The following is a 16502-nucleotide window of genomic DNA, read 5'->3' on the forward strand; positions in this document are numbered from 1 at the left end:
GTTATGAGAACCCGAACTCTGTTTAAATAGTGAGAAACGGTCACTCATATCGAAGTTATGAGCCCCGGTTGAGTATTTTTCCATGTTACTTCGCAGTTTATATCTAATCAGCAACAAAATAAATCCGAACTAATTCGAATTCTATTTCAATAATTTTGAATCATAGTTCGGATTTCACTTTGACTAAAAACACTTTTGTTCCAGCCGCTTACTGCATATGTGCAACAATGGCTTATCTATATTAAGACTTGGCTATAAGTCAAGTTTACTAAGTTATTTTTGGTGAAACAGTTTGCTTTCCAAATGGATAGAATAATAGTATAATAACGAACAACAATAATATATCGATTCCATCTTCGGGGCAGGGTGCAATTCCCGACCGACGGTAAGGAACAAGCATTAAATGTTCTAAGTCCGTGACCCGTGCGGCATTTGCCAAGCGGTGGACCTGGTGTGAGTCCGGGACCGACAGTTACAGTCTGGATGGGAGAAGATGTCGAGCCGAAAATTGGTGCGTTTTGCGCCTCTGTTTTCCTGTGAATGTATACCCTGAAGCCCCGATTAGGTTTTAGGGTTTTTTATGTATATGTATAGAATAGGAATAGGCTTATCCTTCATCACAAGACAGATGTGAATCGATAGATGAGGGAGGAGAGTTGATGATGCAATCGACTAATATGCAGTCATCAAAATTATTAAAACTTATTATTCTAGCATTATTGGGAACAATTTCACTCATACTGTTTTTCTTGAATTTCCCACTACCGTTTTTACCACCATATCTGAAAATTGATTTTAGTGAGGTACCTGCATTAATCGCAGCCCTAATTTTTTCACCAATGGCAGGAGTAGCAGTAGAAGCAATAAAGAACATGCTCTATTTAGTCGTTTCGGGTGCCGGTGATCCAATTGGCATAATCGCAAACTTCTTGGCAGGAGTAATGTTTATTGTCCCAGTCGCAGTGCTTTATCACAGATATAAAGGTGTTAAGAGTATTATTTCCGGTTTAATTACAGGTACAGTTATTATGGCAATTGGAATGAGTATACTAAATTATCTTGTTATCCTGCCTGCATATGCATGGTTTATGGGGTGGGAGGAAATGAATCAGAGCGCAAAATGGGTAGCAGTATCCCTTGGTGTGTTACCATTTAATATTATTAAAGGTATTATAGTAGGTTTGTTATTTGTACCTTTATTTATAAAAATGAAAAAATGGATTGAGCAAAAGCAGGCCAATCTAGCATAGCTTTATGGGAGTGTCATAGGTGGCACTCTCATTTTTAAGTATGGAAAGTAAAACGATTACCAAAATAAAAAGTGACTGCCTGTACGCAGTCACTTTATCTAATCGTTCTTCTTGGGAACTATCCCAATTGTGCATCTTGAAATACATATGAGATCATCATTTTCATCAACAATGTTAATTTCCCAGACCATCGTTGTTTTTCCAATGTGAACTGGAGTTCCTTTTGCTGTTACAATTCCTTCACGCTTGCTTTTAACATGGTTTGCATTAATTTCAATTCCAAATACATTAAATTCTTCGGGGTTTATATTCATATATGCACCGATACTTGCGGCAGTTTCGGCCAATGCTACGTTTGCGCCTCCATGCAGAAAACCTGCTGGCTGATGTGTTCGATGGTCAACCGGCATTGTCATGATAACCAGATTTTTATCAAGGGATGTCACTTCTATACCAAGTGACTCCATTAAAGTGTTTGATAAATCCATTTAAAAGCTCCTTTTTTTAGATAAAATTACTGATTAATAAAGATATACCGAGAAGAAAACCGTAAATGGTATTCGTTTTTCCGGTTGCAACCATTGCTGGAAGCATTTCAATTGGCTGAGATTTACCTTGAAATTTTTTGACAACATCAATTGCTTTAAAAATCCCCAATAACGCTATCACAGACCATATTGGAAGCATTCCGAGAATAATGTATACTGTTGTCAGGGCAAAAGCCACAGTAAATAATAATGCTAAGCATCGGACAGCATTTTTTCTTCCGATTAAAATCGCAATCGTTTTCCGTCCGTTTTCTTTATCTCCATCCAAATCACGAATGTTATTGGACATCATAATGGCCCCAATAAAAATAGCTATCGGGATTGAAACCCAAATTACTGTGCTTGTAAGTGTCTGCGTTTGGATGAAATAACTGATTCCGATAATTACGGTACCCATTAAGAATCCTGAAAAAATTTCACCTAATGGAGTATATGCAATTGGTAAAGGTCCACCTGTATATAAGTAGCCAAAGAGCATACATACTAATCCAATGATAGCTATCCACCAGCTTGATTCAATACAAATATAAACACCTAGCAAAATTGCAATCCCGAAGAAAGTGAGTGCCAATCGTAATACGGTTTTGGGTGAAACACCATCACGAACGATCGTGCCACCAATACCAACAGATTCTTCATTATCCAGTCCACGAGCGAAGTCATAGTACTCATTAAACATATTTGTAGCGGATTGAATTAACATAGATGCCAGCAGCATCGCTAAAAATAAAAAGATATTTATACCATGATCAATAAGTGCCAGCATTGTTCCAACAAAAACCGGAACAAAAGAAGCAGTTAATGTATGCGGACGCAATAGCCTCCACCATATTTGGAATCCGCTTTTTTCGTTAAGTGCCTGTTTGATAGTAGATTTATTTGATGATTCCACGGATGTTCTCTCCTCTGTTTGTTCGCAGTTAAAAAGTATAATGCTTTTTAACTGGATAAGTACAACTAAGTCTTTTGTCATTAAAGATTAATGATAAGCCAAGATCTCTAAATATCACATTAACATATTTAGTTTAGGCAATTCAGCAAGGGGTGTCAATTGGAAATATTTCATTAAACCGCCATAATAAAAGTCAATCCTTGAGAAACAGGCAAAAAGAGAATAAAATAGATATGGTACTTTGTGATTGTTTAAAGTTACGGAGGTTAAGATTGATGATAGAAATTAAAGAAGAGCTGATTGAATCGCTACTCGAAAAAGCGATTGATCAAGCTAAATCAAATAATAAGACACAAATGATAAGTATGACAAAAGAAATAAATGAGACAGATCCACTTCGTTTTTTTGAATCTGCTAAAAAATTGGGAATGGATCGTACTTTTTGGACAAGCACTTCAGAACAGTTTTTTATAGTGGGCGTCGGAAGTGCGTTTCAGATTGATGCTAATGAGTACCGTTTTCAAAATACCGAAAAACAATGGAAGAAACTATTGCGGGATGCAATTATTCATAATCCGTACAAGGTTCCTGGAACAGGTATGGTTACCTTAGGTGGTATGTCTTTTGATCCAAGCATACGAAAGTCGGACTTGTGGAGAAAGTTTGGTCATAGTTCATTTACGATACCAAAGTTTATTTTAACTGTAAATGAAGGGAAGTATTATGTAACAACAAATGTGCAAGTGAATCAGGGTGATCATTCCAGGCAGCTAGCTAATGGAATTAAACACGCTGAAGAAACGTTAATGTCTTATTCAACAACTCTTCCAGACCAAACAAGAATACATTCAAAGGATGAAATTGCGCCACAGCAATGGATGGATACCGTTGAACGTGCAACTGAAAAAATTAATCAAGATGAAGCTGAGAAAATAGTGCTTGCTCGTGAAGTAAGAATTAAGTTGACGGGCGATGCATCGATTACTGCAGTTTTGGATAAATTTATATCTTCACAGACAAACAGTTTTATTTTTGCATTTGAACGTGATGGAGATTGTTTTGTCGGGGCTTCACCAGAAAGGTTGGTCAAGCTGCAAAATCAACAATTACTTTCAACTTGTTTAGCTGGAACTGCACCAAGAGGGAAGACAAAAGAAGAAGATAGAAAGATCAGCTATAAACTTTTACACGATGAGAAAAATCGCAGTGAACATGATTTTGTTGTAAATATGATTAAAAATGCAATGGAACTTTATTGCACTTCTATTCAAATTCCAAAGGAACCAGTGATTTATCCGCTTAAAAATTTACAGCATTTATATACTCCAGTCACTGCTACTTTAAAGAAGGGTTACAGTATTTTTGATATTATACAACAACTGCACCCAACTCCAGCCTTAGGAGGTGTTCCGCGCGAAGAGTCACTTAAATTTATTCGTGAACAGGAACAACTGGATCGTGGCTGGTATGGCGCGCCAATTGGCTGGCTGGATTCTAACCAGAATGGCGAATTTGCTGTTGCAATCAGATCTGGTCTGATTCAAGGTGATGAGGCATCACTCTTTGCAGGGTGTGGTGTTGTGAAGGATTCAGATCCACAAGCTGAATATGAAGAAACAAATATTAAGTTTCTGCCAATGCTGTCCGTTCTAGGAGGCTAATGATGGATTATACAGAAGTATTAACACGATATACAGCAAACTTTGTGGACGAACTGGTTCAGAGCGGTTTAACTGATGTGGTTATCTCACCCGGTTCCAGATCAACGCCATTGGCAATGACAATGACAGAACATCCTAATATGAACCAGTGGGTAATTATTGATGAACGTTCGGCTGCTTTTTTTGCATTAGGATTAGCCAAAAAGAAAAATCGAGCAGTAGCAATTGTCTGTACATCTGGTACTGCAGCTGCAAACTATTATCCAGCTATTGTGGAAGCACATTATGGGCGCGTTCCTTTAGTAGTTTTAACAGCTGACCGTCCACATGAATTGCGTGATGTAGGAGCACCACAATCGATTGAGCAGATCGGATTGTACGGGTATTATGCTAAGTGGTTTCACGAAATGGCATTACCTGAAGGAGATTCTAAAATGCTTGAATATGCTAGAAGTAAAGCATCACGTGCAGTAAATACTGCTTTAGATGGTAATGCAGGTCCTGTCCATTTAAATTTTCCATTGCGTGAGCCACTAATTCCGGATTTTACTGTAACTAATTTGTGGGGACTGCAGGATGATAAAGCATATTACCCTGTATTTAATGGGGAACGAAGGCTACATTCTGATCAGTTGAATCAACTAATCCAGAAGTTACAGTCACACCAAAGAGGGTTAATTGTTTGTGGTCCACAACTGGATAAGGAATTTGCTGAGGCAGTCGTACAGCTTGCTGCATCATGGCAAGTTCCAATTCTGGCTGACCCGCTATCACAGGTGAGATCTGGTCAGCATCATAAAGATCAGGTGATTGAGGGGTATGATGCAATATTACGAAATGACTTGATTCGTAAACAACTGAAGCCGGACTTTATTATTCGGTTTGGAGCAATGCCCGTGTCCAAAGCCTACCTCTTTTATGTAAAAGAACATTGTGAAATTCCTCAGTATATCGTAGAAAGCGAAGCAAGTTATCGTGAACCAGCGGGCAATCGAACTGAATTTATTTATGCTGACCCGGAATTATTATGCAATGATTTGGCTGCTGCAAATATAACGTTTGACGGGAAATGGCTGGAAAAGTGGCAATCTATGAATCAGGTTGCCAAAAAACATCTCCTGGAACAAGATGATTCAGATATGCTTACAGAAGGAGACGCTACGAGAGTTCTCATGGAGGCTATTCCCGATGAGAGTAGCTTGTATGTCGGTAACAGTATGTCCATTCGGGATGTGGATACTTTTTTCATGACGACACCTAAAAGGATAAATATACTTGCCAATCGTGGTGCTAATGGTATTGACGGAATGGTGTCAAGCGGGCTAGGTGCAGCTTCAACAGGTGATCCTGTTACGTTGTTACTTGGCGATTTATCGTTCTTCCATGATTCAAATGGGTTATTGGCTGCAAAGCAATATAAGCTAAACATAACTATACTATTAGTTAATAACAATGGTGGTGGCATCTTCTCTTTTCTGCCACAAGTAAATTATCAAGATCATTTTGAGGCACTGTTTGGCACCCCAATGGATGTTAACTTTCAACATATCGTTGAAATGTATGGTGGAAACTATGCTGATGTTAACAGCGATTCAGAGCTAAGAGATGCGCTACAGTCAAGCTACGAGAGTCAGGGATTGTCGGTGATTGAAGTGAAGACTGACAGAACCGTAAATATGGAATGGCATAGAAGCAAATGGCAGGCAATTGAGAGTGAACTGTTGAATTAAAGGATGATTCTGTGTATTTTAAGGTAAATGATGCATCATATTGGTATAAAATAGATGGTGAAGATGAAGGCGAGGATACAATCGTGTTTTTGCACGGTTTTACAGGTACTGCTGCTACTTGGACTTCTTTTATAAATGACTGGCAGGATTACTATCAGATTCTTACGATTGACCTTCCGGGACACGGAAAAACAACTTTAGATACACCAAGAACAATGGAAGAATGTTGTTCTGACTTAGTACATTTATTCGATTACTTAAAGCTGGAAAAAGTTCATCTTGCAGGCTATTCTATGGGCGGAAGGACGGCATTATCTGTAGCAATGCTTTATCCGGAACGAATTAAGTCATTGATGCTTGAAAGTGCTTCACCTGGCCTAATTTCAGATAATGACCGGAAGAGCCGTCTTAATCATGATGAAAAACTTGCCAGTCGTGTTGAACAGAATGGGGTTGAGTCATTTGTAGAATTCTGGGAGAGTATCCCTCTATTTAAGACACAGAAAAGCTTGCCAATCAATATTCAAAAGCAGATCCGTGATGAAAGGTTATCACAATCTGCGGACGGTCTGGCTTATTCGCTTCGTTATATGGGGACAGGCCGACAGCCGTCCTGGTGGGGTCAATTACAAGATATTACTATTCCTGTACTGTTACTCGCTGGTGCCTATGATCAGAAATTTATTGATATAAATAAATCGATGTCAGAACGTATTACATCAAGTAAACTGGTCATTGTTGAAAATGCCGGTCATGCAATTCATGTGGAACAGCCAGGAATTTTTGGTAGAATAGTAAATGAGTTTTATAATTCAATACAGTAGTAGTAAACTACATAGTTACTTTTTAAAGGAGGAAAATAATGACTGTACAATGGGAAGAAGTTCGAGAGTATAAAGAAATTACGTATGAAAAGTATGATGGTGTTGCAAAGGTAACGATGAATCGTCCCGAAAAACACAATGCATTTACACCGCTAACGGTAAATGAAATGATCGACGCTTTTGTTGATGCACGTGATGACTCATCAATCGGTGTTGTTATATTGGCTGGTGCTGGCGATAAAGCATTTTGCTCAGGTGGAGACCAATCAGTGAGAGGGCATGGCGGCTATGTTGGTGATGACCAGGTGCCGCGTTTGAATGTTCTTGATTTACAAAGGTTAATCCGCACCATTCCAAAACCAGTTGTGGCAATGGTATCTGGTTATGCTATTGGTGGTGGCCATGTACTGCATGTTGTTTGTGACCTGACAATCGCTGCAGATAATGCAGTGTTTGGTCAAACTGGTCCAAAAGTAGGCAGCTTTGACGCAGGATATGGAGCAGGTTATTTAGCACGTATGGTTGGTCATAAGCGTGCACGCGAGATCTGGTACTTATGCCGTCAATATAGTGCCGAAGAAGCATTTCAAATGGGCATGGTAAATACAGTAGTTCCACTGGACAAGCTAGAGGATGAAACACTTCAATGGTGTGAAGAAATGCTTGAGAAATCACCAACAGCTCTTCGCTTCCTAAAGGCATCATTTAATGCAGATACAGATGGGTTAGCTGGTTTGCAGCAAATGGGCGGAGACGCAACACTTCTTTACTATACAACTGAGGAAGCAAAAGAAGGACGCGATGCATTTAAAGAGAAAAGGAAACCAGACTTTAAGCAATTTCCACGCTTTCCGTGATTATAATATTTTTTTAAGAGAGACCTTTGCTTATGATAGGCAAAGGTTTTTCATTTACTGATTGAGGAGGTCAGCATTATGTCTGAAACAATCCCACATTGGCTGACAAAGCAAGCAAATATTGCTCCAGATCAAACTGCAATTGAACTGGAAAATGGAACTTCCTTTACTTTTTTGGATTTAAAGGAAAAAAGCCAACACTTTGCCCAAAAATTAGCACAATTAGATATAAAACAAGGATCACATGTTGCCATTTTATCTAACAATAATGTTGATATGGTAATTGCAATACATGCATTAAGTTATCTTGGGGCTGTTGCGGTCATGTTTAATACTCGTTTAACTGAAGAGGAATTAGAATATCAGATCAGCGATGCAGAAGTTTCACATGTACTGGCTGAAAATAATAATACAAATTTCAGTGTACCAGTATATACATTTTTCAAAGTTAACTCGCTTCAGGAAAAGATAGTTGAGTTGCGAAAGGAAATTAACTTAGAAGACAGATTCACTATTATTTATACATCAGGTACCACAGGATTCCCGAAAGGTGTAGTTCATACTTATGGCAATCACTGGTGGAGTGCAATAGGTTCTATGTTGAATCTGGGCCTAAATAATAATGACAAGTGGCTTAATGCATTACCTATTTTTCATGTTGGTGGTCTGTCTATTTTTGTCAAAAGCGTTATTTATGGGATGCCTGTTTACTTAGTTGATAAATACGATAAGAGAAGTGTACATGATGCGATTATGTCAAAAGGTGTGACAATTGTTTCTGTTGTTACACTTATGCTAAGGGAACTTGTTGAGTACCTTGGTGACAATCTCTTTCCAGATACTTTCCGTTGTGTGTTGCTAGGAGGCGGACCAGCGCCAAAGTCACTCTTGGAACAGGCGAAATTTCGTAATGTCCCTGTGTTCCAATCTTACGGTATGACAGAAACGTCATCACAAATTGTAACTTTAAGCCCAAATGATGCTTTGGACAAGATAGGTTCTTCTGGGAAGCCATTATTCCCAGCCCAGTTGAAAATTGATGCAGCAGATAAATCAATTGGTGAGATATTCGTAAAGGGCCCAATGGTTACAACTGGCTATTTTAAGAATGAAGCAGCAACAGAAAAAACGCTAAATGATGGGTGGCTAGCTACTGGTGACCTGGGTTATCTTGATGATGATGGTTTTTTATATGTTGTCGATCGACGAAAAGATCTTATAATATCTGGTGGTGAAAATATATATCCCACTGAAATCGAGAGCGTCTTGTCTGAGATGGATGCAGTCCAGGAAGCAGGTGTTGTCGGAAAAAACGATGATAGGTGGGGACAGGTTCCCATCGCGTTTGTTGTTACAAATGATAAAACTGTTTCGGCTGAAGCTATACTGGAATTCGCCAGTCAGAAACTAGCTAAATACAAGCTGCCAAAAGAGATTCGTTTTATTGATAAGCTCCCGAGAAATGCGTCAAATAAAATTGTGAAAAGTAAATTGTTATAGTATATTGCGGAGTGCTCATTTCGTAAGTTTTGTTGCTTTTAAGTGTGGCAGTTGATATAAATGCGACAATGCGAAATAATATTGAAAAATATTCGAGTGCTATGCACTGCTCCGGAAATACACTTCGCTTTCCCCCAAGAGTCTTCGTGTATTACCTGCGCTCGCATTCCGCTTCGGGCAGTCGGCTCCTGCGGAAAACGACTGCCCGAAGCGGAATGAGCATGCTTCAGTGTCGCAGTCATATCAATAGCACCTATCTTTGTCATTACACTAGTTGAAATGAGGACATCCGTTATTTCTAAGCAGTTAAAAAAGTATAAACACTTTCTTACTGCATAAGTACAACTAAGGCAATCACCATTAAGACTGGCGAGTGCTGAGTTTTCTAAGAATAGACTGCCTTAATTAATGAAATCCAGTCACCACAGCGGTTAACAAGTAATTTTGAATTTCCACAAATTTATCGATATTTTGTTGCCACTACTGCGGCTTGAGAAACGAATGTAGTTACACAAAGTATTATTTTTGAAAAAATACAAATGTCGTATGACCAACAGATGAAAGTGACCACTTACAAAAGCATTGTCTATAAATAACTTAGCGAACATGAGGGACCTTATTTTATGGAAAACAAGCAATATTAAGGTTTAAGCGGACACCAGATACCTTATTTGCTAGAATTACTTCTATTTCACTTGTATATATGTTAAATAAGAGCTCCTGTGTCCGCGTATAGCTCAAAAAGCACTTTTTAACCGAAATAGCAGCTCCTGTGTCCGCTAATCAGATGAAAGCAAATGACGTTTAGTTTATTAACAGCTATTAAAATGAAAAAAGGCTTGTAGAAAAACAGTCTTTCTAACAAAGGGTGTCCTTCTTACTTATACAATCGAATGCCGGAGTGAAAAAGTGGCATCTTGACAACATTTTTTTGAAAATATGAATTTTCATTGAAAATGATTCTCAAAGTCATTGACTTATATCCAAAAACCAAATAAACTGTATATATAATGCAATGTGAAAAATTGTGCATGTACATACTAAATTAGTTGTATATGTAGTGAAAGAATGCAGACATGGGGAGAGATTCCAATGCAAACATTAACAGCGAAGGATTTAACACTTGGCTACGGCGAAGATATAATAATAGATGATTTAAATATAACAATACCAAAAGGCGAAATTACAGTATTAATTGGTGGAAATGGCTGCGGGAAATCTACTTTGTTACGCTCATTAGCTCGTTTACTTAAACCGAAAAGCGGAGACGTTGTGTTAGATGGTGAACATATTGCAAAAATGGGAACGAAGGATGTTGCTAAAAAGCTTTCCATTTTGCCGCAGGGACCTGTAACACCAGAGGGCTTATCCGTAATGGAGCTTGTTAAACAAGGAAGACATCCATATCGCGGATTCTTAAAGCAGTGGTCTAATGACGATGAAAATGCTGTTAATAATGCACTTGAAGCAACTAATATGATGGAGTTTAAGGATCGTTCAGTTGATTCGTTATCTGGAGGTCAACGTCAGCGAGCATGGATTGCAATGACTTTGGCACAGGAAACGGATACGATATTGTTAGATGAACCTACAACATACTTGGATATGACACATCAAATTGACGTACTTGACTTATTGTTTGAGCTTAATGAAAAAGACGGGCGTACTATTGTAATGGTATTGCATGATTTAAACCTTGCCTGTCGTTATGCTCATCATATTGTGGCAATCAGAGATAAACAGGTTTTTGCTCAAGGTAAACCAGAAGAAATTGTTACATGTAAACTAGTTCATGAAGTTTTTCAAATGAAGTGTGATGTGACATTTGACCCTATGTTTGGTACACCAATGTGTATTCCACATGGAAGAGGACGATGTATTTATGCTAATGGAGCAGGGGCCTCACAATCAGCAATTAACTGAATAAAATCGTAAAGTGGCCCATCAGTCTTCACGGATTGATGGGTTTTTTTAATTTATTCATACATTTATCCAATGCTTTTGAGGCAAATTATGAGCAGGAGGTGCTGTATGGAGAAAAAGAAATTTTATATTAACTTAGGAAGTCAAGAGATATCTCAAATAAAATATGATAATAATGAAGAGTTTGTCATTCATGCAACAGAAGATGAGGTACGAATCTTACGCGATAAAATGGATGATATGTATAACGCTGATTATCGTGCATTCTTTCGAGCACATGTGCCTATTATGCCATATCATAATGACAGCTCGAACGATGATTATGACATAGGCATAACAGAAGCTTTTCAAATGATTTATGATTTGGGTGATGAGAATACCAAAAAACATATAGATAGTATGGGTGTTCTCTCAGACGGACATGAGTGAGGCAAAACGGAATAAGAGTACCCCTCTTATTCCTATTTTTTTTAGAAGAAAGTTTATAGGACTAGAAAAAAAGGAATAGTATAACAGAACGTTCTTATATATAAGTACGAAGGGAGCGAAAAATATGAATAATAACATATACCTTAAGTATTTAAAATGGATTATCAGTTGTGCTATTATTTTGCCATTATTTTTTATGATCCAGACAACCGAAGTTCAAACTGCATCAACAGTTGAATATAGTAATAACCATGAAAATTCTAAGGTAAGTGCACAAACGTTAAAAAAGGAAACCCCTGAAAAGCAGCTTTCTCATGACCGGATTGTCTCCCTTACAAACCAGTTTATGAAAACACTCGTACAGGATATTGACAGTAATAACAAAGTCGTCAATTTCGATAGGAAGAAGGAGTTGCTAGAGGAGTTTGAAAAAGTAACCACCAAAAATGTAGCTTCTGAATATGTTGATTATTATTACAGGAGTAAGCCAAGTGGGTTATATATAGTTCCCACTGAAACTCCGCCATGGTTTAACGAAAAAAATGACTATGATATGATAGAAAAAGAAAGCAATGTAGTTAAAGTTGTGCAGGAAAATAAATCTGATTTAGATGGGGCGTATACGGTGAAAATCGAATTCACATATAATGATAAATGGAAAATAACAGACATCGAATATTAATGCTACTAGTCGAATATGAAAGCAGTTGAAATAATGTATACATTCAAAGATTATTACCATAATGAAGTAAAGCTATCATTTGATGACCATCCTTTTTCAAAAAAACCGAAACATGTATGGGTTATTTGTAAATTAAAAGATGATTGGCTACTAACCAGACACAAGGACCGCGGATTGGAATTTCCGGGTGGGAAAGTAGAAAAGGGTGAAACCGCACAGGAAGCAGCTGTTCGAGAGGTCATGGAAGAAACTGGAGGAACTATTGATTCAATAAGGTATATTGGACAATATTATGTTGCAGGTAAAGGTGGTAACATTATTAAAAATGTCTACTTTGCTGAAATCAAAGAACTAATTCCTCAAGAGACCTATTATGAAACAGAAGGACCTGTTATGTTAAAAAAGGTTCCAGAGAATGTTAGGCAGAATAAATTGTATAGTTTTATTATGAAAGATGGAGTTTTATCATACTGTATGGAGTTCATAAATAGAGAGAAAAACTAAAATCGCCCATTACAGGCGATTTTTAGTTTGTATTTTTAATAAACCATCTCTCTAAACGTTCTGCGATTTTGTACATGATTACAGCACACAGGGCAATTACTACCAGAATGGATATAACGAGTGGAAAGTCAAACTCTTGAAAGCCCCTAATGATTAGATATCCTAATCCTTCTTTTGAAATCAGGAACTCTCCAACGATAACTCCCACCCATGATAAACCTACATTTACTTTTAAGATTGATAACATTGCAGGTAAGGATGCCGGGAATACGGCTTCTCTAAAGACCTGTCTTCTATTAGCACCGAAGCTTTTTAATACTCTTTCATAGTTTGGGTCAACCTCGAGAAAGGCAGTATATATAACAAGGGTGGTAATGGTTGCAGAAATGATTGCACTCATAGCGATTGCAGATACATAGTCAGGACCAATTGCGACGATAAAGATGGGGGCAAAGGCAACCTTAGGCATTGCATATAAAACAACTAAAAAGGGGTTCATTATTCTGGAAAGCCGCGATGATGACCATAAAACAGCAGCGAATATGTTCCCAGCGATGGTTCCTATTAGAAAGCCTAAAACTGTTTCAAACAGAGTAACCTGTATGTGCGTGGTTATTGATCCATCTGAAAACTTCTTCAGTAGTATGCTTGAAATTTCAGAAGGGGAACTAAACATCAATGGATTTATCCAGTACATTCTGCTAGCTATTTCCCAAAGAGCGATAAAGGAGACTAGTATAATTAATTGCCACAAAAAGATGATCTTTCTTTCATAACTTAGTTGGTTTTTATAGTTGTTATGAAGTTGATGATCTGATTCAAGCTTCATATTATTGACCCACTATCTTTGTTCTAGACGTGTTTACTTCTAACTCTTCCCAGATTTTCTCGAATAGCAGCTGGTATTTTGGATGTCTTCTTACTGAAAATGGTGCTTCATCTCGTAATTCCAAAGGGACTTCGAATGTTTTTTCAATTGATCTAGTATTAGCATCCATTAGGATTATACGGTCACTCATAGCAATAGCTTCACCAATATCATGGGTTACCAATATTGTTGTTTTGTTGTACATTTTAAGAAACCGTAACATTAAATCTTCCAGCTTTACCTTAGTTTGATAGTCGAGTATTGAAAATGGTTCATCTAATAATATAATTTTTGGATCAGTTATTAATGTACGAATTAGAGCAACTCGCTGACGCATTCCCCTTGATAAGGAACTTGGATATACATGAGTTACATTTATTAATCCAGCTTCTTCTAAAAGATATGATGCTTTACCTTTTATTGCTTCTGTTTGATTATTACCAATTTTAGGCCCAATAAGTACGTTATCAATTATTGTTTTCCAAGGGAATAAATAATCTTGTTGGAGCATATAGCCTATTGCGGGTTCAGATTTATTGATTGGTTGCTGTTGTATTAACACCTCTCCTGTTGATTGCTTGATAATTCCTGCTATTATAGATAGTATTGTTGACTTTCCGCAGCCATTGGGACCTAAGAGGGTAACAATTTCTCCCTCTTTGACAGAAAAAGATATATTGTCGAGTGTTTTTATATAATTTTTTTTTGAAAAGTAATGGTGTGAAACGCGATCTAAGGTAAGAAAAGTCATGGGCTTCCCTCCTAAGCTGATTTCGAAGTATTTAAACTCAGCTATTCGTGCATTGGTTTTCCAAAGATAAGCAAAAAAACATTAACATACATCGGTATATTCATTTTTTATTCGCATATTCCAGGTTGTATTTTGTCATCATAGCCTATGCGATTTAAAAAAATTGTGTGAATGCCTATATGTTAGAGACAAAAAACAAAAAAAACCGCCCTCGAAAAATCGAGAACGGTTGTCAGCATGTGCTGTCAAAACTTTTCCTTCATATATTAAAATCCTTTTGGGATGAGGAAACCATAGTTATACAGATCGGTATAAAGGACCTGCTTCCTTAATATCGTTACTTGCTAACTTAAATTTCTTAAAGTTTTCATGAAATTTCATTGCAAGTGCTTTTGCTTCCATGTCATACGCTGCTTTATCTTCCCAGGTCTTCTTTGGTACAAGTACTTCATCGGGTACTCCAGGTACATGCATTGGAATCTTAAGTCCAAAAACATCATCGTGGGTTGTTTCAACTGTATTGAGTTCACCTTCTAACGCAGCGTGTATCATTGCCCTTGTGTATGATAGTTTCATGCGTTTTCCAATTCCATAGGAACCACCAGTCCAACCGGTGTTAACCAAAAATACACTAGAGTTATACTGGTCTATTTTATCGCCAAGCATTTTTGCATATGTTGATGGCGCTAATGGGAGAAACGGTGAGCCAAAACAAGCTGAGAAAGTTGCTTGTGGCTCTGTTACGCCACGTTCTGTTCCAGCCAGTTTGCTCGTATATCCACTTAAAAAGTGATACATCGCCTGTTCTTTTGTTAATTTGCTTATTGGCGGTAATGTCCCAGATGCATCAGCTGTTAGAAAAATTATTGTGTTAGGGTGACCAGCAATACTTGGTGAAGTAATATTATCAATATTTTCAAGTGGATATGCTGCCCTTGTGTTTTCAGTTAATGATGTGTCATCATAATCAGGTAAGCGTGACTCATCTTCAAGAATTACATTTTCAAGTACTGAACCAAAACGGATGGCATTGTAAATTTGTGGTTCTTTATCCTGTGACAGATTGATACATTTTGCGTAACAGCCACCTTCAATGTTAAATACACCGTTTGGGCTCCATCCGTGTTCATCATCGCCAATTAAACGGCGGTATGGATCAGCAGATAATGTTGTTTTACCTGTCCCGGATAGACCGAAAAACAATGCAACATCACCTTCCTGGCCAACATTCGCTGAACAATGCATGGATAAAATGTCACGTTGTGGTAATAGGTAATTCATTATCGAGAAAATGGATTTCTTGATTTCCCCAGCATACTCGGTACCACCAATTAAAATAATTCGTTTTTTAAACGATATCAGTATAAACGTTTCGGAATTTGTCCCATCCACCTCTGGATCTGCTTTGTATGTAGGAGCAGACACAACAGTGAATTCGGATTGATGGGTCTTTAATTCCTCATCTGTCGGTGTAATAAATAATTGGCGAGCGAATAAATTATGCCATGCATATTCGTTTATAACTTCAATAGGCAGGCGGTATTTTTCATCAGCACCAGCATATCCTTTAAATTGAAATAGCTCTTCCTTGTTCTTTAAATAGGTGATAACTTTCTCATAAAGTCTTTCGAATGACTCTTCATCTATTGCTTGATTCACCAGACCCCAATCGATAAATTCTTCACAAATATCGTCACGTACAATGAATTTGTCTTTGGGAGAACGGCCAGTATATTGACCAGTAGTTGCACAAACTGCTCCTGTTGCGGTTAGAGTACCTTCTTTACGCGATAAAATTTTTTCAACTAACTTAGGTACAGCAAGGTTTTTTTGTAAATTATTGTGCGAAAGTAAATCTTTTAAAAATAGTGATTGTTCCACCGTTTTCATTTGTAATACCTACCTTTTTGATGGATTTGTATGGAAAGGCGATAACGTTCAATTATCTGATTATCTAAATCTGTTTATTAGTATAACACATTAATTAAAATAGTCCATACTAATAACATGATTATTTATATGAATTTTTAGTGGCAATCGTGTATATAACTAGCAAATAGTTGACATCGCAAGGCTATTTCGA

The 16502-nt window shown here is 37.5% G+C and carries 15 protein-coding genes and 1 riboswitch; of the genes, 10 read left to right on the top strand and 5 right to left on the bottom strand.

The window, feature by feature from the left end; genetic code table 11:
• Nucleotides 1–348 precede the first annotated feature (348 nt).
• Nucleotides 349–499: riboswitch (FMN riboswitch) on the top strand.
• A 163-nt stretch (nt 500–662) separates the two neighbouring features.
• Nucleotides 663–1250 carry an ECF transporter S component gene (locus BLS02_RS06655; protein WP_175476735.1) on the top strand — a complete coding sequence of 196 codons (588 nt, stop codon included), beginning with the start codon at nt 663–665 and terminating at the stop codon, nt 1248–1250.
• A gap of 98 nt (nt 1251–1348) precedes the next feature.
• On the opposite strand, the gene BLS02_RS06660 is transcribed toward BLS02_RS06655, so the two are convergent.
• Together BLS02_RS06660 and BLS02_RS06665 are read right to left on the bottom strand one after the other, a co-directional pair.
• Entirely contained in the window at nt 1349–1738 is a 390-nt protein-coding gene (locus tag BLS02_RS06660) for a hotdog fold thioesterase (RefSeq protein ID WP_092492159.1), read from the bottom strand.
• Between the two features lie 16 nt (nt 1739–1754).
• Nucleotides 1755–2690, bottom strand: a complete 936-nt coding sequence (locus tag BLS02_RS06665) for a 1,4-dihydroxy-2-naphthoate polyprenyltransferase (protein WP_092492160.1) — start codon at nt 2688–2690, stop codon at nt 1755–1757.
• Between the two features lie 275 nt (nt 2691–2965).
• On the opposite strand from BLS02_RS06665, the gene BLS02_RS06670 reads away from it, so the two are divergent.
• The 9 genes from BLS02_RS06670 to ytkD all read left to right on the top strand — a co-directional run bounded on the left by BLS02_RS06670 (nt 2966) and on the right by ytkD (nt 12800).
• On the top strand, nt 2966–4351 hold the full coding sequence (locus BLS02_RS06670; protein WP_092492161.1) for an isochorismate synthase: 1386 nt from the start codon (nt 2966–2968) through the stop codon (nt 4349–4351).
• Between the two features lie 2 nt (nt 4352–4353).
• Nucleotides 4354–6081, top strand: coding sequence for a 2-succinyl-5-enolpyruvyl-6-hydroxy-3-cyclohexene-1-carboxylic-acid synthase (gene menD / locus BLS02_RS06675; RefSeq protein ID WP_092492162.1), 1728 nt, complete (start codon nt 4354–4356; stop codon nt 6079–6081).
• Between the two features lie 11 nt (nt 6082–6092).
• Nucleotides 6093–6905 carry a 2-succinyl-6-hydroxy-2,4-cyclohexadiene-1-carboxylate synthase gene (menH, locus tag BLS02_RS06680; protein WP_092492163.1) on the top strand — a complete coding sequence of 271 codons (813 nt, stop codon included), beginning with the start codon at nt 6093–6095 and terminating at the stop codon, nt 6903–6905.
• Nucleotides 6906–6943: 38 nt separating this feature from the next.
• Complete coding sequence (gene menB / locus BLS02_RS06685) at nt 6944–7762, top strand: 1,4-dihydroxy-2-naphthoyl-CoA synthase (protein WP_092492164.1); 819 nt, start codon at nt 6944–6946, stop codon at nt 7760–7762.
• Nucleotides 7763–7840: 78 nt separating this feature from the next.
• Nucleotides 7841–9262: an o-succinylbenzoate--CoA ligase gene (locus BLS02_RS06690; RefSeq protein ID WP_092492165.1), complete on the top strand. Its 1422-nt coding sequence runs from the start codon at nt 7841–7843 to the stop codon at nt 9260–9262.
• Between the two features lie 1092 nt (nt 9263–10354).
• A complete protein-coding gene (locus BLS02_RS06695) occupies nt 10355–11185 on the top strand; it encodes an ABC transporter ATP-binding protein (protein WP_092492166.1) in 831 nt (276 codons plus the stop codon).
• A gap of 108 nt (nt 11186–11293) precedes the next feature.
• Nucleotides 11294–11614: a hydrolase gene (locus BLS02_RS06700; protein ID WP_092492167.1), complete on the top strand. Its 321-nt coding sequence runs from the start codon at nt 11294–11296 to the stop codon at nt 11612–11614.
• Between the two features lie 124 nt (nt 11615–11738).
• Nucleotides 11739–12296: a hypothetical protein gene (locus BLS02_RS06705; RefSeq protein WP_092492168.1), complete on the top strand. Its 558-nt coding sequence runs from the start codon at nt 11739–11741 to the stop codon at nt 12294–12296.
• Nucleotides 12297–12329: 33 nt separating this feature from the next.
• Nucleotides 12330–12800, top strand: a complete 471-nt coding sequence (ytkD, locus tag BLS02_RS06710) for an RNA deprotection pyrophosphohydrolase (RefSeq protein WP_092492169.1) — start codon at nt 12330–12332, stop codon at nt 12798–12800.
• A 22-nt stretch (nt 12801–12822) separates the two neighbouring features.
• Here ytkD and BLS02_RS06715 read toward each other — a convergent pair whose 3' ends face one another.
• From BLS02_RS06715 to pckA, 3 genes are all read right to left on the bottom strand, one after another.
• Nucleotides 12823–13629 (bottom strand): ABC transporter permease, encoded by an 807-nt coding sequence (locus BLS02_RS06715; RefSeq protein WP_092492170.1) that lies wholly within the window; start codon nt 13627–13629, stop codon nt 12823–12825.
• A 1-nt stretch (nt 13630) separates the two neighbouring features.
• Nucleotides 13631–14419 (bottom strand): ABC transporter ATP-binding protein, encoded by a 789-nt coding sequence (locus BLS02_RS06720; RefSeq protein ID WP_092492171.1) that lies wholly within the window; start codon nt 14417–14419, stop codon nt 13631–13633.
• Nucleotides 14420–14716: 297 nt separating this feature from the next.
• Nucleotides 14717–16309, bottom strand: a complete 1593-nt coding sequence (pckA, locus tag BLS02_RS06725; RefSeq protein WP_092492172.1) for a phosphoenolpyruvate carboxykinase (ATP) — start codon at nt 16307–16309, stop codon at nt 14717–14719.
• Nucleotides 16310–16502: the final 193 nt, after the last annotated feature.

The organism is Virgibacillus salinus, assembly GCF_900102415.1.
Classification (GTDB): domain Bacteria; phylum Bacillota; class Bacilli; order Bacillales; family Amphibacillaceae; genus Lentibacillus; species Lentibacillus subterraneus.

What these genes read in the sequence shown, in the direction of transcription:
- BLS02_RS06705 (WP_092492168.1), top strand. Translation starts at nt 11,739, where the DNA reads ATGAATAATAACATATACCTTAAGTATTTAAAATGGATTATCAGTTGT.
- menD (WP_092492162.1), top strand. Translation starts at nt 4,354, where the DNA reads ATGGATTATACAGAAGTATTAACACGATATACAGCAAACTTTGTGGAC.
- BLS02_RS06690 (WP_092492165.1), top strand. Translation starts at nt 7,841, where the DNA reads ATGTCTGAAACAATCCCACATTGGCTGACAAAGCAAGCAAATATTGCT.
- BLS02_RS06700 (WP_092492167.1), top strand. Translation starts at nt 11,294, where the DNA reads ATGGAGAAAAAGAAATTTTATATTAACTTAGGAAGTCAAGAGATATCT.
- ytkD (WP_092492169.1), top strand. Translation starts at nt 12,330, where the DNA reads ATGTATACATTCAAAGATTATTACCATAATGAAGTAAAGCTATCATTT.
- BLS02_RS06670 (WP_092492161.1), top strand. Translation starts at nt 2,966, where the DNA reads ATGATAGAAATTAAAGAAGAGCTGATTGAATCGCTACTCGAAAAAGCG.
- menB (WP_092492164.1), top strand. Translation starts at nt 6,944, where the DNA reads ATGACTGTACAATGGGAAGAAGTTCGAGAGTATAAAGAAATTACGTAT.
- pckA (WP_092492172.1), bottom strand. Translation starts at nt 16,309, where the DNA reads ATGAAAACGGTGGAACAATCACTATTTTTAAAAGATTTACTTTCGCAC.
- BLS02_RS06655 (WP_175476735.1), top strand. Translation starts at nt 663, where the DNA reads ATGCAATCGACTAATATGCAGTCATCAAAATTATTAAAACTTATTATT.
- BLS02_RS06660 (WP_092492159.1), bottom strand. Translation starts at nt 1,738, where the DNA reads ATGGATTTATCAAACACTTTAATGGAGTCACTTGGTATAGAAGTGACA.
- BLS02_RS06695 (WP_092492166.1), top strand. Translation starts at nt 10,355, where the DNA reads ATGCAAACATTAACAGCGAAGGATTTAACACTTGGCTACGGCGAAGAT.
- BLS02_RS06715 (WP_092492170.1), bottom strand. Translation starts at nt 13,629, where the DNA reads ATGAAGCTTGAATCAGATCATCAACTTCATAACAACTATAAAAACCAA.
- BLS02_RS06720 (WP_092492171.1), bottom strand. Translation starts at nt 14,419, where the DNA reads ATGACTTTTCTTACCTTAGATCGCGTTTCACACCATTACTTTTCAAAA.